This is a genomic window from Kribbella sp. NPDC000426 (assembly GCF_040300265.1).
GTDB lineage: Bacteria > Actinomycetota > Actinomycetes > Propionibacteriales > Kribbellaceae > Kribbella.
Map to the genome: position 1 here is coordinate 21,052 of NZ_JBEPDK010000001.1, position 14,941 is coordinate 35,992.

At 66.5% G+C, this 14,941-nt stretch carries 16 protein-coding genes; 3 read left to right on the forward strand and 13 right to left on the reverse strand.

All coding sequences use genetic code 11. The annotated features are described in order from the left end of the window. Positions 1-5 precede the first annotated feature (5 nt). The 10 genes from ABT313_RS00085 to ABT313_RS00130 form a co-directional block, all read right to left on the reverse strand. Positions 6-1,409, reverse strand: a complete 1,404-nt coding sequence (locus tag ABT313_RS00085) for a putative type IV secretion/conjugal transfer ATPase (RefSeq protein ID WP_350846855.1) — start codon at positions 1,407-1,409, stop codon at positions 6-8. Beyond that, the gene (locus tag ABT313_RS00090) at positions 1,409-2,845 is read right to left on the reverse strand and encodes an SCO6880 family protein (RefSeq protein ID WP_350846858.1); all 1,437 of its coding nucleotides are present in this window, start codon (positions 2,843-2,845) and stop codon (positions 1,409-1,411) included. The genes ABT313_RS00085 and ABT313_RS00090 overlap by 1 nt, the downstream gene beginning before the upstream one ends. Beyond that, complete coding sequence (locus ABT313_RS00095) at positions 2,842-4,053, reverse strand: TrbL/VirB6 family protein (RefSeq protein ID WP_350846861.1); 1,212 nt, start codon at positions 4,051-4,053, stop codon at positions 2,842-2,844. The genes ABT313_RS00090 and ABT313_RS00095 overlap by 4 nt, the downstream gene beginning before the upstream one ends. A 14-nt stretch (positions 4,054-4,067) precedes the next feature. Then, positions 4,068-4,379, reverse strand: a complete 312-nt coding sequence (locus tag ABT313_RS00100; protein ID WP_350846863.1) for a DUF6112 family protein — start codon at positions 4,377-4,379, stop codon at positions 4,068-4,070. Between the two features lie 11 nt (positions 4,380-4,390). Then, the gene (locus ABT313_RS00105; protein WP_350846866.1) at positions 4,391-4,945 is read right to left on the reverse strand and encodes a CHAP domain-containing protein; all 555 of its coding nucleotides are present in this window, start codon (positions 4,943-4,945) and stop codon (positions 4,391-4,393) included. After that, on the reverse strand, positions 4,942-5,706 hold the full coding sequence (locus ABT313_RS00110) for a hypothetical protein (RefSeq protein ID WP_350846869.1): 765 nt from the start codon (positions 5,704-5,706) through the stop codon (positions 4,942-4,944). The genes ABT313_RS00105 and ABT313_RS00110 overlap by 4 nt, the downstream gene beginning before the upstream one ends. Before the next feature lie 36 nt (positions 5,707-5,742). Beyond that, a complete protein-coding gene (locus ABT313_RS00115; RefSeq protein WP_350846872.1) occupies positions 5,743-6,480 on the reverse strand; it encodes a hypothetical protein in 738 nt (245 codons plus the stop codon). Positions 6,481-6,529: 49 nt separating this feature from the next. Next, positions 6,530-7,597 (reverse strand): toprim domain-containing protein, encoded by a 1,068-nt coding sequence (locus tag ABT313_RS00120; RefSeq protein WP_350846875.1) that lies wholly within the window; start codon positions 7,595-7,597, stop codon positions 6,530-6,532. Next, the gene (locus ABT313_RS00125) at positions 7,594-8,487 is read right to left on the reverse strand and encodes a hypothetical protein (protein ID WP_350846878.1); all 894 of its coding nucleotides are present in this window, start codon (positions 8,485-8,487) and stop codon (positions 7,594-7,596) included. The genes ABT313_RS00120 and ABT313_RS00125 overlap by 4 nt, the downstream gene beginning before the upstream one ends. A gap of 88 nt (positions 8,488-8,575) precedes the next feature. Next, entirely contained in the window at positions 8,576-9,187 is a 612-nt protein-coding gene (locus ABT313_RS00130; protein ID WP_350846881.1) for a toprim domain-containing protein, read from the reverse strand. A gap of 585 nt (positions 9,188-9,772) precedes the next feature. Between ABT313_RS00130 and ABT313_RS00135 the strand changes: the two genes are divergently transcribed. Genes ABT313_RS00135 through ABT313_RS00145 form a run of 3 tightly spaced genes read left to right on the forward strand, consistent with a single transcriptional unit; the run spans position 9,773 to position 11,596 of the window. Next, a complete protein-coding gene (locus ABT313_RS00135; protein ID WP_350846884.1) occupies positions 9,773-10,564 on the forward strand; it encodes a universal stress protein in 792 nt (263 codons plus the stop codon). Beyond that, positions 10,452-10,757 (forward strand): universal stress protein, encoded by a 306-nt coding sequence (locus tag ABT313_RS00140; protein WP_350846887.1) that lies wholly within the window; start codon positions 10,452-10,454, stop codon positions 10,755-10,757. The genes ABT313_RS00135 and ABT313_RS00140 overlap by 113 nt, the downstream gene beginning before the upstream one ends. Continuing rightward, entirely contained in the window at positions 10,742-11,596 is an 855-nt protein-coding gene (locus ABT313_RS00145; protein ID WP_350846891.1) for an NAD-dependent epimerase/dehydratase family protein, read from the forward strand. Before ABT313_RS00140 ends, ABT313_RS00145 begins: the two co-directional genes overlap by 16 nt. A gap of 66 nt (positions 11,597-11,662) precedes the next feature. On the opposite strand, the gene tal is transcribed toward ABT313_RS00145, so the two are convergent. From tal to ABT313_RS00160, 3 genes are all read right to left on the reverse strand, one after another. Further along, a complete protein-coding gene (tal, locus tag ABT313_RS00150) occupies positions 11,663-12,772 on the reverse strand; it encodes a transaldolase (RefSeq protein WP_350846894.1) in 1,110 nt (369 codons plus the stop codon). A gap of 43 nt (positions 12,773-12,815) precedes the next feature. Further along, the gene (locus ABT313_RS00155) at positions 12,816-13,568 is read right to left on the reverse strand and encodes a hypothetical protein (RefSeq protein WP_350846897.1); all 753 of its coding nucleotides are present in this window, start codon (positions 13,566-13,568) and stop codon (positions 12,816-12,818) included. 121 nt (positions 13,569-13,689) lie between these two features. After that, the gene (locus ABT313_RS00160) at positions 13,690-14,928 is read right to left on the reverse strand and encodes a PucR family transcriptional regulator (RefSeq protein ID WP_350846900.1); all 1,239 of its coding nucleotides are present in this window, start codon (positions 14,926-14,928) and stop codon (positions 13,690-13,692) included. Between the last annotated feature and the right edge of the window lie 13 nt (positions 14,929-14,941).

Consider the following 14,941-nt stretch of genomic DNA (forward strand, 5'->3'; position numbering starts at 1 on the left):
TCCCTCTACATCCGGGCATCGGTGTCGAAGAGTTCGACTTCGCGGGCATGACGGACCAGCTGTACGACGAATGATCGGCTGGGCAACCGCCACAACGCCCGGCCTTTGGGCAGCTTCGCGATCGTCGCGATCTCGACGTCCGTGAGGCCGAGCAGGCTCGCCGTACGGGCGAGTTGGTCAGGCTCCTGGCGGAGCATGATCCTGGTCGAGCAGTCGGCCAGCAGGCCTTCGGCCAGGGCCCGGGCTTCGGAGCCCAGGTCGCCGACGGCTGCGAGGTCGGAGAGGCGGTGGACGATGAGGATGTTCGAGACGCCCCAGGCCCGCGAGAGCTTCCACTGTTCCTGCATCCGGCGAAGCAGCGCCGGATCGCGCATGACTCGCCAGCCCTCGTCGTACACGATGTAGCGATTGCCTCCGGCTGGGTCCGCGACCGCGGATTCAAGCCATGACGATGCGCAGGCAAGTGTCAGCCGCAGGGCCTCGTCGTTGCCGCCGCTGCCGAGCCATGAGGAGTCGAGCGTGACCATCGGCAGCGTCGGGTCGAACTCGGTCGTCGACGGTCCGTCGAACATCCCGGACATGTCGCCGTGCACAAGCCGGCGGATCGCGTGGGCGACCTGCCGCCCGTCGTCGGTGAGGCTTGTCGTCTGCAGGCCGGCGCGACTGGCGAAGGCCGAGTCCGGGGTAAAGAGAGCGACCACGACATCGGGGACCGTCGGCGACTCGACCTGACTCGACACGGTCTCAAGCGCGAGGTCGAGCGCGGTGTGTTCGACGGCGGCCAGTGGACGACCGAGGGTCGATTCGGCGAGCGTGCCTAGGAGGGCTCGACGGCGTGACCAGACGATTCGCTGCCATTCGTCGGGGTCGAGCGTTGCAGGTCTGCGGCCGGCGTCCAGCGGGTTGAGTCGGGTCGGCAGCCCAGGTCCGAGCTTGATGGTGGCACCGCCCACCGCCTCGGCGACTGACGTCCACTCCCCCTTCGGATCACAAGGCACGTACGCCTTGTGGCCTAGGGCAATGGAACGAGTGATCAGAGCCTTGGCCGTCGACGACTTGCCGCTGCCGATCACACCGGCGAGCAGGACGTTCGGGTTGGTGATGACTCGGCTCTGATAGAACACCCACGGGTCGTAGACGAACGATCCACCGCTGAAGACATCGGAACCGATGTAGGTGCCATCGGCCCCCAACCCGCCTTCAGCCAGGAACGGGTAGGCGACCCGTAGCACTCTGGTGGTAGCTCGATGGGCGTCGACGAGGAGTCGTCGTCCACGCCCGCTGCCGGTCTCCCCCTCGATCGCACTCGCCCGCGGCTTGTGGGGTCCCAACTGCGCCGCTTGCTTGTTCGCTCGCCTCGTGGCCCGGTCGGCTCCGTCGGCTTCGTAGTACACAGAGTGACGCGCCATCACAGCCCCATCCCGAACGGGAGTGCTGCAGCCAGAAAGCCTTCCATCTGCTGGCCGACCAAGCGGCGCAGGTCGAGCAGGGCCTGTCCCGCGGCGATCTCGACCTCCATGCAAGCGTCGTCCAACGCGTCCTCTGAGTCGGCCGAGACCGCCACCAGCCCGAGCCACCGCACATCGCCGTGGCCTGCCGCCAGGTCACGCTCCCGCTGGGCGACGTCGGCATCGAGCTGGCGGTCTTCCTCAGACTCCAGCTGCCCGATCCGGTTGCGTGTCGCGCGGTCGCTGATTCGTTCGACCTGATGGCGCCGCGCATCTCGAAGCGCCTTGGCCATCGGGATCGGCTCGAGAACCAGGGTGAACGTACGGCGAATGCCCGGCTTCAGCAGCAACGGGCTCAGGAACGAGGGAGTCGCCCGGATCCGCGGCCACTCCGAGACGACATAGACCCTGTGCAATGAGGAGTCGGTTCTCAGCTGGTCCCAACCGACATCGACGGCCAACGGACCAGCGTCCACCGCGTCGATCGTCTGCGGTTTCTGCAGTGTCCTCGTGGCAGCTGGGTCGAACGCGACGCGCAGACTTGCGGCCAGATCTCCAGCGCTGAGCCAGACCCCTGCCACGCCCGCCGCGGCGAGCGAGGTCTGGAAGGCGCGCGCCTCGGACTCCAGCACGGCCATGGCACCGATCAGTCCCCCGCCATGCTTGCGCACCTCACGCGAGACCGCGTCGAGGTTCACCGCGAAACTGAACAGCGTCTCGTGTCGTGCCGCGGTGGGTGCGGCGCGCTCGAGCAGATCGGTGTAGATCGCTCCGGCCGCGGTCCGAGGGTCGACCCTGCGTTGCTTCGCCCACTCCCCCAACTCGTCGCCCGGATCAGGAAGGGTGCGCTCGAGGATCTGCGCCCGTGCAATCCGGTTGCCCTGACACAGACTCGCGATCAGACGCCCGTACGCCGCGACTCGCCGATCCTGCTCGTCGGCGTTCTGCAACAGATGCGCCGGACCTTCGATCCGTGCGACTGCGATCAGACGTCGACGCCGCGGATCGTGGACGACACCTAACCCCGTACCCGAAGTCAGGATCCGCAGCGTGCCACTCTCACCCGGCAACTGCAGACGCCCATGCTTGCGCGGCTCCATCACGCGAGCGCGGTACGACTGCCGGCCGCGCAAGGATCGCCAACCATGAACGGACCTCAGCAGAAGCCATCTGTACACGGGCAGTTCCTCAGCTCGAGCGAAGGCGACCGCGACGCAGACCGGAGCCATCGCCAACCCGGCCGCCTTGGCTATCGGGTTCAGTTGTGTCGCAATCGCCACGGTCACCAGCAGGACTGCGGCCAGGAGGAGACCGACCTGTACGGGACGCAGACCGAGCAGTACGGCGTGCCGCTCGGGTCGTGGGAAGCGCGTCGAGAGTGAATCGGGACTCGTCATTGCTGCCCACCTCCCCGGTTGTCGCTATCCCTGTCCGAGGCCTGTCCAGGGCCTCCGAAACCGTCCACCGACACCTGACTCGTCGCGACCGCAACGGCCGTCGCGCCCTCGCCAGCCGGCGCAGGCTGCGAGCCAGTCGACGTGGCTGCGGCTTGGTCGTCCCCACCCGGCTGCCCTTGAGACGCGGCCTCACTACCTGCGGACGTATCGGCTGACTTCGCATCCCGCGTGTCGCCGACCACCGGTCCCGATGCGTCCTTCCCACTCGACCCGCCGAAATGATGCGCACCCCACTGCTGCGCCTGCTCGACCCGTTCCTTCACCGCAGAAGCACCGGCCGTGCCTTGCTGCAGCGCATGGATGGCGGTGTGTCCCTGGTCCCCCGCCCAGTGGATGAAGGAATACGTCGCCAGCGGGGCGAAGGCAGCCATCGCGAACAGCAGAACCCCGGTGAGGAACGATCCGATGCTCGCGTCGGCGGGGTTGTCGGCCGCACCAGTAGCCGATACCCCGAGAGTGAACACAACGGCCATTGCGACCTTCGAGAACAGCAGTGCCCCGACAACTTCGATCCACCGCCGCAACCAGTGTCTGGTCGCCGACCACGTCCAGCTCGCCAGGGCGATCGGGGCAAAGACGACGAAGGCGACGAGTGCGACCTCGCGGATCAGCATCACGAAGTACAGAAGCGCCGTCGCGATCAGAGCGAACACGACCGCTATTGCCAGGAAGCCACCAAGCGTCCCAGCACTCAGCAGCGCCGTGACGTTTAGCATCCGTTCGAAGCCGGGTCTGGTGCTCGGATTGCCGAGAATCGCCGTTGCCATCTGGTCGACTGCCTGACCAGTCACGCCTACGATGCCAACGGCAAAGGGGACTCCGGCCGTGCCGAGCAGAGCTCCGAGCACGGCCTGTCCTAGCCTGGCCGGCTCCCGCCGGATCGCCGCCGAGGCGCACTGAATCACGAAGGCGATGACGAGCAGCGGCAGGGAGATCGACACGACCAGGTCGAGGTTGTCGGTCCACCAGCGTTGGCTGAAGTCAGGCGTTGTGCTGTCGCTGAAGCTGTCGAACACGTAAGTCGTCATCTGGCTCAGCCCCTTCGCCAGCCAGCTCACGAACGAGTCCCAGACCGAATCGGTGAGCGCGTCCTTGCCTGCCGAGACCGCACAGGCCCCTGGATTGACCAGGCACTGAATCCAAGACATCAGCCGTACGCCCGTCAGCCGATGATGATGCCGCTGAAGAAGCGGATGAGGCTGTTGGCCGAGCCGATCAGGATGGCGGCGCCGAGGCTGACCAGTACGCCGATCCGCCCTTTGCCGGCGACATGCGGATTGCCGTTGATGCTTCCCAGTGCCCACGCGGCCGCGCAGATGACCAAGGCAACGACGCACGTCACGAGGGCGAACGTGATTGTCGCCCCGGCGAGCGTGCGCACCTCGGGCAAACCCGGCAGCCCATTGGCGTTGGGGCTGACGCCAGGATCCTGCATGGCGACCAATTGCCGCAGAGCGGCAGTACGTCTGAACACGTCCATGTCCTTCAGGTAGAGGAGTAGATGGGCGGCGTCCAGCCCAAGTAGGTGGCGCCCCATTTGGATTCGATGAGTCCGAACGGGACGAGGTACACGCCGCCTTCGCCGGCGACCGCGTCGCCGACGTCGTTCGAGACGATGCGGCCGTCGCCGACGTACACCGCGACGTGGCCGTACGGACCACCCGTCTCCCAGAACACGAGGGCACCGGTCGGCGGCTGCCGGTCGCCGGGATGTGCGTTGCCAGTGGCAACCATCTGGTGCCACTGTTCTGCGGCGGAGAAGTAGCCGGCGCGCGGCCGGCCCCAGATGTTGGCAGCCAGGCGTGCGCACAGCTGGTAGTAACCGTGACTGCCGACCAGGCGCAGCGCACGAGCCACCGCCTGATCCGCGCCAGGCAGCGCCTCCCCGCCAGTGCCGACCGGAGACTTGCAACCGGCCGGCACGGCTTGGATGGACGTCGCGACACATCCATCTGTGCCGCTGGCTGCGAGAGCAATCGGTGCCATCAGACCGACTCCGCCGGCCACCAGCGCGGCGGCAAGCGTCACCTTGAGGATCACGGCGACACCTGGGCCGTCGCAGACCAGAAACTGCAGGTCGGCGTACAGACAACAGCCACTGCGGCTTGCCGATCGAGGAACCGCGTATCAGTGTCTGTCACGACCGTTTGCTTGCCGTGGACCACATAGGCATGCCAGCCGGTCGGCGCCTCGCTGCGGTTGATCATCGCCTCGAGCTCCGGCGTGACCTCGGCCGTGACAGTGCCGACTGTCGCACGAGCCTTGTGCGACTGGAGCTGGTCCCACTCCGCCCACTGCGGCAACAGGCTCTTCGCGACCTGCGGTGCAGCCGAGGACGGATCGGCGAACACGCTGACGGCGTTCTGCCAGTCCACGTAGCTGTGTTGTCTGGTGTCGTAGGTCCACATCGCCCGGGCATAGGCGATCGCGAAGACCTGCGGGTCAGTCGTCGTTGGACGCCGCCATGTGCTCAGCTGTACGGGCGACTCTCCCGGTATCGCGGTACCGTCCGAGCTCGGCTTCCCGTCCGGGTGCTGCCAGCGGGCAGCAAGCATCACGATCAGGACGACAACACCAGTGATGATCAAGACCGGCACCAAGACCTTCGACCGGATCGATGACTTCACAGTGGTTCCTCTCTTGGGGACTTCGGTACGGCGCAGCCAGGCGAACCCCGCGCCCGCGATCGGCCGTGGGATGAGCCACAGCGCGCTGAACACGCGCAGCGCGATCCGCAACTGCGCGCGGTAGTACCGGACGACCCAGTGATGGCGGGGTGCCTCGTGGTGGTTGTTCGTCATAACGGGCCTCAACGGTTGAGGCCGGGAGACTTTTCGTCAGGCGGCTCTGTTGGTAGCGGTGAGCCACTCGACGCCAGCCGCTCGGCGGTGGCCGAGGCGGCTTGGTCCGCCGAAAAACCGCTGGTCACGGCCCGATGCGACGCGCATCCAGCGCCTTACGGCAGGGTCCGCGAAGACGCTGTCGGCCGGCTCGCCGAGCGCCAACCGCGCCAGCGCCGAGGTCTGGCTCGCGCCTCCTCGAAGCAGCCAGGCGAAGGCTTCTGCCTGTGACCTCGTCGCACCGGCCCGACAGACTCGGGCAACGATCCCCGCGCGATAGAACGGTGGTCCGTCAGCTGCAGCCCTGATCAGGCGCCGGCCGACGACAAGCGCGAGTCCCTCGCCAACCAGTTCCAGCGCGATCCGATCGAGGTGCTGACCCAGGACCGGCCGGTGCGCAGCCTCACCGTCCGGCAACTGGTGGGTCAGCGGATGACGCCTACGCCGAACCACCTCTGCACGTACGGCGTCTTGCAGCCGCCACCGGACCAGATTCGCAAGGTATCCCCACGACACCCCGCCTTCAGGCGGGTCGACTGCCAACTCCAGGCACCGCTCCCAGGCGATCACCCGCGCGAGCTGCGCGGCCTCATCCGGGCCAAGCGCCGTACGGAGCCGACTCGACAGCGGTACGACGATCCGCGCCTCGATCCCATCCGCCAGCCGGCGCGACGGCTCCGGTGCCCAGCCGGAGCGCTCCGCGTCGGCGATCAGTACCTCCAGGTCAACGTCCATGCCCACAATCTGCTGGCAGATGCGCCGCATCAGAACCTGGATCCCGGAATCAAGGACTCCTTGAATAGTCACCTGGTTCGGCCCCCGCATCCAGGTGGACAGAAGGGCGGCGCCGCCCACGAGATCGATGCTCGCGGCGACGCCCGACAGTGGCAACGACCTCCTGCGACACGATTTGCTCGTCGAGATGTACGGCGCGAGCGAGGTTCGCAATCCCGCCGGCCACCCGGGTCGGAGGCAGGCTCGCAACCAGGGGTGCAACGGCCCGAACCGCATTCACCTGACCGCTCAGGTGATCCAGGACCTTGTCCCACTTCTTGAGCTCAACTTCGATCGCGAAGTCGACGAGCGGGCGGGCCGAATCCAGTGCGGCTCTCAATTGCGCTGGAGCCGCGGCGTACATCGCTGCCGGGTCCTGGCTATCAGGCAGCCGAGCGAACAGCACCTCGTCGAACACACCGGACAGCACCTCGAGACTCCGCACTGCTGCCATCCGGCCACCCGGATCACCATCGAATCCGACGACGACCGCGCCAGCTCGCGAGTGCCTACTCACGATCTGAACTTGCGCCGGTGTGAGTGCCGTACCGCAGCAGGCCGCGCCTACCCACTCGTCTCCTGCCAGGGTGACGGCGACGGCGTCCATCGGGCCTTCGACGAAGACCGGAACGGAACCCGCCCTAAGCCTGTCGATCTGGCCGTCGAGTCCAACCAGTGTCTGTGCTTTGGAGTAGACGTGTGTGGTCGGCGAATTCAGGTACCTCAGCCGGCTACTGCGCGCGCGACCACTGAAGCCGACGGTGCGAAGGTCGCGATCGTGGGCGGCAAACACAATGCGGTCGCGGAACCTGTCTACGAGATAGCCGGACCCGGTCACCGACGCCAGGCCCGAGGCCACCAGCACCTGATCGTCGCAGCCCAACCGACGCAGATGATCGACGAGCCGAGACCAACCATCAGGTGCGTACCCCGCCCAGCAGGGCGCGTCAGGCGCGAGCACGGCACCCAACCCGCGGCCACGCAGATGCTGCGCCGCCCAACCGTCAGGGCTGTCCAGCAGCTGCTGCCGATAGAAGGACGCAGCCGCTCGATGAGCCTCCAACAGCTCGGAACTCACAGATCCAGTCCGCGATCCGGCGGCTCAGGATCGGGACTGATCAACGGCGCGGTTCGACTACCGACCCGATAACTCACCGTGGGAGGCGCCGTGGTCAACAGTTCATGTAATCGGTCCGGCGCATCAGCAAGAGCCGTGAACTCCCGTCCGCTGCCCGGCAGCGCGACCGCACGGACTCTGTCGTACTGCAACATCAGATCGGGGATGAACCCAAGCCCGCGCAGCTGGGAGCGCTCGTCGCCACTGATCATCACGGCCACCGAATCGGTCATGCTGAACTTGCGCAGCAACCGCACCTGTGCAGTCGACAGCGCGTCACCACACACCGGGATTGCCGCCCACTGACCGTCCCGCTGCCGACTCATCTGCGAGATCGCGATCGCGTCCGCGGGATCGTCGACGATCACCGGCATCGCGCCACCGCGCAGAAGATCGATCTGCTCCTCGATGCCGACAAGCACATTCGAGGGCCGATGTACTGCGGTAGCGGGAGTCAAAGACCGCGCAATCCCTTCGGGTCCGATCCCGATGAAGCCCGCGGACAACATTTGGTGGTCACGGGCAACAAGAACGAGCTCGTCCCGATATCGATCGATCGCATCCCCGTCGTTCGTCCACCTCATCAACCCCGCCCGCACCATCGTCGCGTGGCTGAACCCCTCCGACCGCAGATGATCGACAAGATTCGACCAGGTATCCGGAGCGTATCCAACCTTCCACGTCGACTCCGTCGACAGCACATGCTCGATGCCGGCATCCTTCAAGTACTCAGCCGGCCACCCACCCGTTGCCCGAAGCAACTCCCGCCGGAAGAACCGTGCTGCGGCAGCATTCGCACCCAGCATCCGCCACCGCTCCTCCGGCGAACTCTCAAACCCAAGATCACTCACCAAGACCTCCAACAAAGCCGAACAGTTCCGGCATCGAAGATCCCTTTGGAATGCTGGAGATCGAACCCAGATCACGACATCCAGGAGTTCAGACCTCGAGTCCCGGAGCAGGCGGATCTGGATCCACACTGCGGAGCGCGAAGAACCCGCTACCGCTGGTCCGGTACGTCATCAAGGGACGTGAATTCGCCAGCAGGTCGCTCAACCTCTCAGCACCGAACTCCTTGCCCGCCAGACCGGCGAGGGTCTCACCGGGACCCAAGGAGACGGCCCGCACTCGGTTGAAGAAGAACGCGAGGTCCAGCAGATAGCCAGCGTTCTGGTTCCGCTGCGCCTCCGTGCCACTCAGAACGACGATGACCTTCTCGGTCGTACTGAACTCCCGCAGGGTCTTCGCCTGCGACGTCGACAAGCCACCACCACACACCGGGATGGCAGCCCACTGCCCATCCAGCAGGCCGGCGTTCGAGACGGCTATGGCATCCATCGGATCGTCAACAATCAGCGGAACCGCACCGCCTGCCAGCAAGTTCCGCTGTTCCTCAATCCCCACCAGAACGTTCGACGGCCGGTGGATCATCGTCACCGGACTGACTGACCGCGCCTCACCATCCGGCCCGATCCCAACAAGTCCAACCGGCGACAGCCGGCGATCACGCGTGACCAGCATCAACTTGTCCCGATGCCTGTCGATCGCCACACCGCGACCGTTCCAGGCCATCAGCCCAGCCCGAGCCGACGTGCCATAGCCGACCCCTGCCTCGCGCAGATGATCAACCAGTTTCGTCCACGTCCTAGCGCGTAGCCAACTTCCAGGGCGACTCCGTCGACAGCACGGACTCCGCCCCGTGAGCCTTGAGGTACTGGACCGGCCACCCATCCGTGGCCTGAAGCAACTCCAGTCTGAAGAACCGCGCAGCCGCAGCATTTGCCTCCAGCAACCGCCGCCGTTCCTCCAGCGACAGCCCAAACCCTTGAGATTTCACGAAGACCTCCGAAGCAGCGAGCACAACCGACTGCCACGAAGCTCATCTCGCCCCGACCACCGGGGAGAACCTGGAACGTCGGTTCAAGGACCTGGCCAGGTGACGCTCACATCAAGCTGACGTCCCGATCTCCGTCGAGCTCGTCCAAGGGCAGCTGTTGAGGCGGGGTCCGCCGGCGTACGGTCGGTCGATCACGCTCGTCATATGGCGTCGGCGAGTCAGCCCAAAGCCCAGCCGAACGAGCCAACTGCGCCCCAGCCGCATCGATCGCGTCATCGACGATCCTGATGAATTCGGCGATGCTCCAGCTGACCTTGCTCTGCGCCACGGCGGCGGACGGTGGTGGTACGTTCGCACCCGCAGTCGTTGCCCTGGCTTTCCCAGATTCCATACCCCAGACGGTCACCCGCCTGCCTCGATCGCAGAACCAGGATCATTGGATCCAGGACACACCTTCGCGACTCGGTGGTGACGACTCCATCCGACGGTCAGGCCGCGCCCAGGGCGCATTGTCCTGGGCTCTCGCGGAGGCGTCGTACAGGCATTGCCCGTTGCACATTGTTCATGCCGGCGGATCCATGAGTAGCGATTCGTACGCGGCGGCGGAGTCGCTCCTCGTCGAGGCGGAGAGCCACGTACGACGTGCGGCTCCGGGCACCGGGGTCGTCGCCGAGGTGTTCGTCGGCGACCCGGCACCGATGTTGCTGAGTCGGGCACAAGGCGCCGCACTCGCGGTCGTGGGCAGCCGGGGTGCGGGCGGTCTCCGGGGGCTGCAGGTCGGATCTGTGAGCGCGGCCCTGGCCGCGGAGGCCCCGTGCCCGGTGATTGTCGTCCGCCCGCACCGGAAGGGCACGGCCTTCCGGGCTTCCCCCCGCGGCCAGGTCGTAGTGGGCGTCGACGGGCCGGAGATGTCGACCGAGGCTGTCCGGTTTGCGCTCCACGAGGCTGCGCGCCGCCACGTCGGGGTCATTGCCGTACATGCCTCGATGTCGCCGCGGCCTCATCCCACCTACGAGCATCTGCGTGTGTCCGGAATCCCCCTTTCACACCAAGTTCGTGCGCAACGACCCAGCACAGGCACTCATCGATGAGTCTGCCGATGCAGGACTTGTCGTGGTCGGCGCGCACAAACCCGAGGAACTCGCCGGCGCGCGGCTGGGATCAGTAAGTCAGGCAGTGCTGGAGTGCGCCGCCTGCCCGGTCGCCGTCGTTCATCCAAGGCAAGCATTTGGCGGCGGCTCGTGGCAGCCCTTGGTGCAGGAGGAATCATGCGTGTCTTCGTAGCCGGCGCCACCGGCGTCATCGGTCGCCGCTTGGTGCCAATCCTCCGCACAGCCGGCCACGACGTCATCGGACTCGCACGATCGCCCAAGGCCGGCGTCGCTCTGGAGAGGCTGGGCGTCGACGTCGTCCACGCCGACGCGCTCGACCATGCGGCGATGCGCCGCGCCGTACGGATCGCAGCGCCCAACGCCGTCGTCCATCTACTCACCCGGATCCCGGCCAAGGTCGATCCCAAGCGGATGGCGCGGGACTTACGCCTACGCCTACGAACCGAACAGGCCCGGGTTGGCGACAGAGGGCGATCCGTTCTGGCACCGTCCCCCGAGCAGTTCGCTCCGGTGCTCGCTGCCATCGAGGACCTGGAACGGCTCACCCAGGAAGCGGGCGGACTGGTTCTGCGCCTCGGACATCTGTACGGCCCCGGCACGATCTACGCGCCCGACGGAGCATTCGTTCGCCTCGTCCGGGCACGTAAGTTGCCGATCGTTCGGCAAGGCAACGGAACCTTCTCCTTCACGCACACCGACGATGCCGCCGGCGCCATCGCGGCTGCCCTGGACAGTACTGCGGGCGGCGCGCTCAATGTGGTCGACGACGAGCCGGCCCTGGTCCGTGAGTGGCTGCCCGTCCTAGCCCGGCTTCTGAATGCACCTCAGCCGTTCGCCGTACCGGAAACGCTGGCCAGGTTGACGATCGGCAGCTGGGGTGTCGCGTTCATGACCCGGCTTCGCGGTGCCGACAACGCTGCGGCGAAGCGAGTTCTCGGCTGGCACCCGAAGTACCCGTCGTGGCGACAAGGATTCGCGACCGAGCTGGCTGAGAGCAGATCGGTCGTGTAACAGGTGCCGCACCGGGTCGGCACAACCTGTGGGTAGTCCGCCCCACGGTTGTGCCGGCCCGGCGGTCTAGAGGGATGCTGCCGTTGACCGCGCGGACACAGTGAGGTCTGCAAGTACGCCGCGATAGGCCTTCTCGAAGCCGGCGATGCCGTCGCCCTCGAGGGTGCGTCCCACTGCGGTCATGTCGATTCCGACCGCCGCTAGCCGCTGCATGACTTCGGTTGCCTCCGGAACGCCACGGTCTACAGTACGAGCGACAGTGCCGTGGTCCTCGAAGGCGGCGATCGTTGCCTCGGGCAAGGTCGTGACGGTGTCGGGGCCGATGAGTTGCTCGACGTAACGCGTGTCGCGGTCGTCGGGATTCTTGGTGGACGTCGATGCCCACAGCGGACGCTGAACATCTGCGCCCAAGGCGGCAAGCCGGTGCCAGCGACTGCTCGAGAACTGTTCGGTGAACAACCGGTAGGCCAGCTTGGCCTGTGCGACGGCAGCCTGCCCGCGTAGGGCCAGCGCCTCCTCGGTGCCAAGCGTCTGGAGTCGCTGGTCGACTTCGGTATCGACCCTGCTGACGAAGAACGATGCGACGCTGCTGACGGACGAGGGATCGCCGCCCTTGCCGGTGAAACGCTCCAACCCGGACAGATACGCGTCGATGATCTCGGCATACCGGGACAGGGAGAACAACAGCGTGACATTGATGCTCGCCCCCTCGGCAGTCAGCTTCTCGACGGCAGCGACGCCCTCGGCGGTCGCGGGAACCTTGACGAGCAGATTGGGTTGTGCGAGTCGACGGCGCAGCCATCGGGCGGCGGCGATCGTGGCGGACGTGTCGTGTGCCAACTCGGGCGACACCTCCACCGACACGAACCCGTCGAAGCAGTCGCCCCTGTCGAAGACCGGGCGCAGTACTGCGAGCGCGTCGGCGGCGTCGGAGGTGACCAACTCCCAGTAGGCGTCGTCCACCGATCTGCCGGCCGCGATCAGCGCTGAGAACTGTTCGTCGTAGTGGTGCGACCCGGTGATGCTCCGGGCGAAGATCGTCGGGTTCGCGGTGACGCCCCGGATGCCCTGGTTGACCATGCGCGCCAGGGTTCCGTCCCGCAGGTACGCGCGGGTGAGGTTGTCCAGCCAGGGACTCTGCCCGCAGACGTCGTAGAGGTATTGCAGCTTGGTCATCGCATTCTCGATCTCGCCCGGCTTTCGCCGGAGTAGTAGATGCTCACTTGCCCATGTCGTGGAACAGGTCGTCCCAGTTGATGCGAGCGCGACCTGCCGCGCCGTCTCCCAGGACGAATCGGCTAGGATCCCCCGCTGCTCGCGGTCCTGATGCCAGCCACGCCGCCATCCCGTGAGTGGTACGGCGCTCGATCTCGTCGAGATATGCCCGCCGCTCATCCGCGATCCGCAGTTGCTCCGCCGGTGAGCCGGCCTTCTGCAGAGCCGAGAAGCTGGCGCGCCACGCCAAGCAGAGCGCTTCGTCGCTCAAGGCATCAGGCGCCACGTAGGGTTTGGCTTCCTCGTGCGGCCGGGTCTCTGCGATCGGCGCGATCGCGAGCGTCGCGGACCAGTCGGCACGCTCCAGATGGACAGGAGCAGGTGATGCGGCGACCAGATGGCCGTGTTCGGTGAGCCAGCGCACGCAGTAGCGGATCGTGTACGGCGACAGGGCCGCGAGGACGACCACCAACAGCAGCGCCGTGGCAGCGCCCAGAAGTGTGCCCAGCCCGATGAACGCGAGCGTTCCGGCGGCGCTGAGGGCTGTAGTCACAGCGATGATTCCTCGTCGCTCCCGCGGGGACCGGGACGGTCCGTCCGGGTCCGCCAGGACGATCACGGCCACCACTGAACCCATCAGGGCCGCCATGACGACCAGCATGATGACGTTCGCGAGTGACCAACTGAAGGCCACGACTGCCCCGAGGAGACCCAGCACACCACAGAAGACCAGCCAGAAGACTCGATAGATCTTCATGACAACCTCCTTGTTCCGTGCACCCACAACTCTGCCTCCGGCGACACACAACCGGTACGGCGCTGATCGGCGAACTGAGGCCGCCCTCATCGCCGACGCCCGGCAACCCGATGCCACCCGGCTAAGGGAGGACCTCCGCGCTGTGAGAGACCTCACGCGTCGGCCAGTCGAGAAGTCGCGCCCCGAGCACTGCAATGTGCAGGATGAGCCGCTGAGCGGGATCACCCGGGTCGTGTCGCGTCAGTTCCTTGACCTTCGCCAGCCGGTAGGTGACCGTGCGGACCGACACGTTCAAGCGCCGTGCCGCGTCGGTGGCGACTTCGCCGGTCGCGAAGTAGGCCTCGAGGGTCTCAAGCAACGGCTCCGCACCGCCGCGAGCCTGGGTCAACGGCGTGAGGACGGCTTGGATGAGGTCTACGATCGCGGCCTGGTCCCGGACGAGAACGCGGTACACGAGCATGTCCTTCGCATCGACGACCGGGGCGTCGAATCGCAGTCGGTCCGCCAGCTTCAGCGCTTCCCGCGCTTCTTCGTAGGAGCGCGCAATGCCGTATGAACCCGGGTACGGCCGGCCGGTGGAGACCCGCCATTGACGGCCTGACCGGTGCCGGATCAACGCGTCGTGGATCAGAGTTCCCACGTCCTGGACGATCGTGCGCGGGGCCGTGCGGGGCGGAGTCGCAGGGATCAGCACCACGAGCAGCCCCTCTTTGGTCGCGACGAGTACTTCGCGATCCCCGAAACGGTCGAGGATGAAGAGCTCCAGCATGCTCGCGCTTGTATCGCCCTCCGGTAGCCCGTCCGCGGGCCGGGCCAGAACCACCTGATGCGGCCGGCCGAGGTCGATACCGAAGGGTTCGGCGCGCTCGACTATTCCCGCGACGTCGGGGTCCCCGCGGAGCAGATCGTCAACCAGCTCGCGGCGCAGCGACTCCTCCTGCCGGACCAGCTGCTGCGTGGCGACCTGATAGCTGTCGACGAGTACCGCAATCGCTTCACCGACCGCATGTAAAACCGCCTGTGCCGAGGCCCGGACAGTGTCACGGTCCCGGTACGGCACCACGTCAGGCAGGTCGCGCCACATCCGCCAGGCCGCGGACAGGTAGAGATCGACAACCCGGCCCGCCGGGATGCCCTGCTCCGCCGCGCGACGCCCCAGCTCACGGACGATTGCCAGCTCGTGTTCACGGGGCCGTCTCCCGGAGATGGCCGCATCCGCGAGCAGGCTGAGGTACTGGACGAGCAGCTCCAACGGCGCCTGGGAGTCTCCGGCGGCCGCTTGCGCAATTGCCGTCAACCAGGCTTCATCCGCGCTGTTCCCGGCCGAACCCGGCCAACGCAGCCCACCGGATCCGTTCATGCCACTCCCCTCG

Bases quoted from the DNA above. Each gene is read 5' to 3' on its own strand.
- ABT313_RS00110 (WP_350846869.1), bottom strand. From the start codon at position 5,706: ATGACGAACAACCACCACGAGGCACCCCGCCATCACTGGGTCGTCCGG.
- ABT313_RS00160 (WP_350846900.1), bottom strand. From the start codon at position 14,928: ATGAACGGATCCGGTGGGCTGCGTTGGCCGGGTTCGGCCGGGAACAGC.
- ABT313_RS00090 (WP_350846858.1), bottom strand. From the start codon at position 2,845: ATGACGAGTCCCGATTCACTCTCGACGCGCTTCCCACGACCCGAGCGG.
- ABT313_RS00145 (WP_350846891.1), top strand. From the start codon at position 10,742: ATGCGTGTCTTCGTAGCCGGCGCCACCGGCGTCATCGGTCGCCGCTTG.
- ABT313_RS00140 (WP_350846887.1), top strand. From the start codon at position 10,452: ATGCCTCGATGTCGCCGCGGCCTCATCCCACCTACGAGCATCTGCGTG.
- ABT313_RS00155 (WP_350846897.1), bottom strand. From the start codon at position 13,568: ATGAAGATCTATCGAGTCTTCTGGCTGGTCTTCTGTGGTGTGCTGGGT.
- ABT313_RS00095 (WP_350846861.1), bottom strand. From the start codon at position 4,053: ATGTCTTGGATTCAGTGCCTGGTCAATCCAGGGGCCTGTGCGGTCTCG.
- ABT313_RS00115 (WP_350846872.1), bottom strand. From the start codon at position 6,480: ATGGACGTTGACCTGGAGGTACTGATCGCCGACGCGGAGCGCTCCGGC.
- tal (WP_350846894.1), bottom strand. From the start codon at position 12,772: ATGACCAAGCTGCAATACCTCTACGACGTCTGCGGGCAGAGTCCCTGG.
- ABT313_RS00135 (WP_350846884.1), top strand. From the start codon at position 9,773: ATGCTCCAGCTGACCTTGCTCTGCGCCACGGCGGCGGACGGTGGTGGT.
- ABT313_RS00085 (WP_350846855.1), bottom strand. From the start codon at position 1,409: ATGGCGCGTCACTCTGTGTACTACGAAGCCGACGGAGCCGACCGGGCC.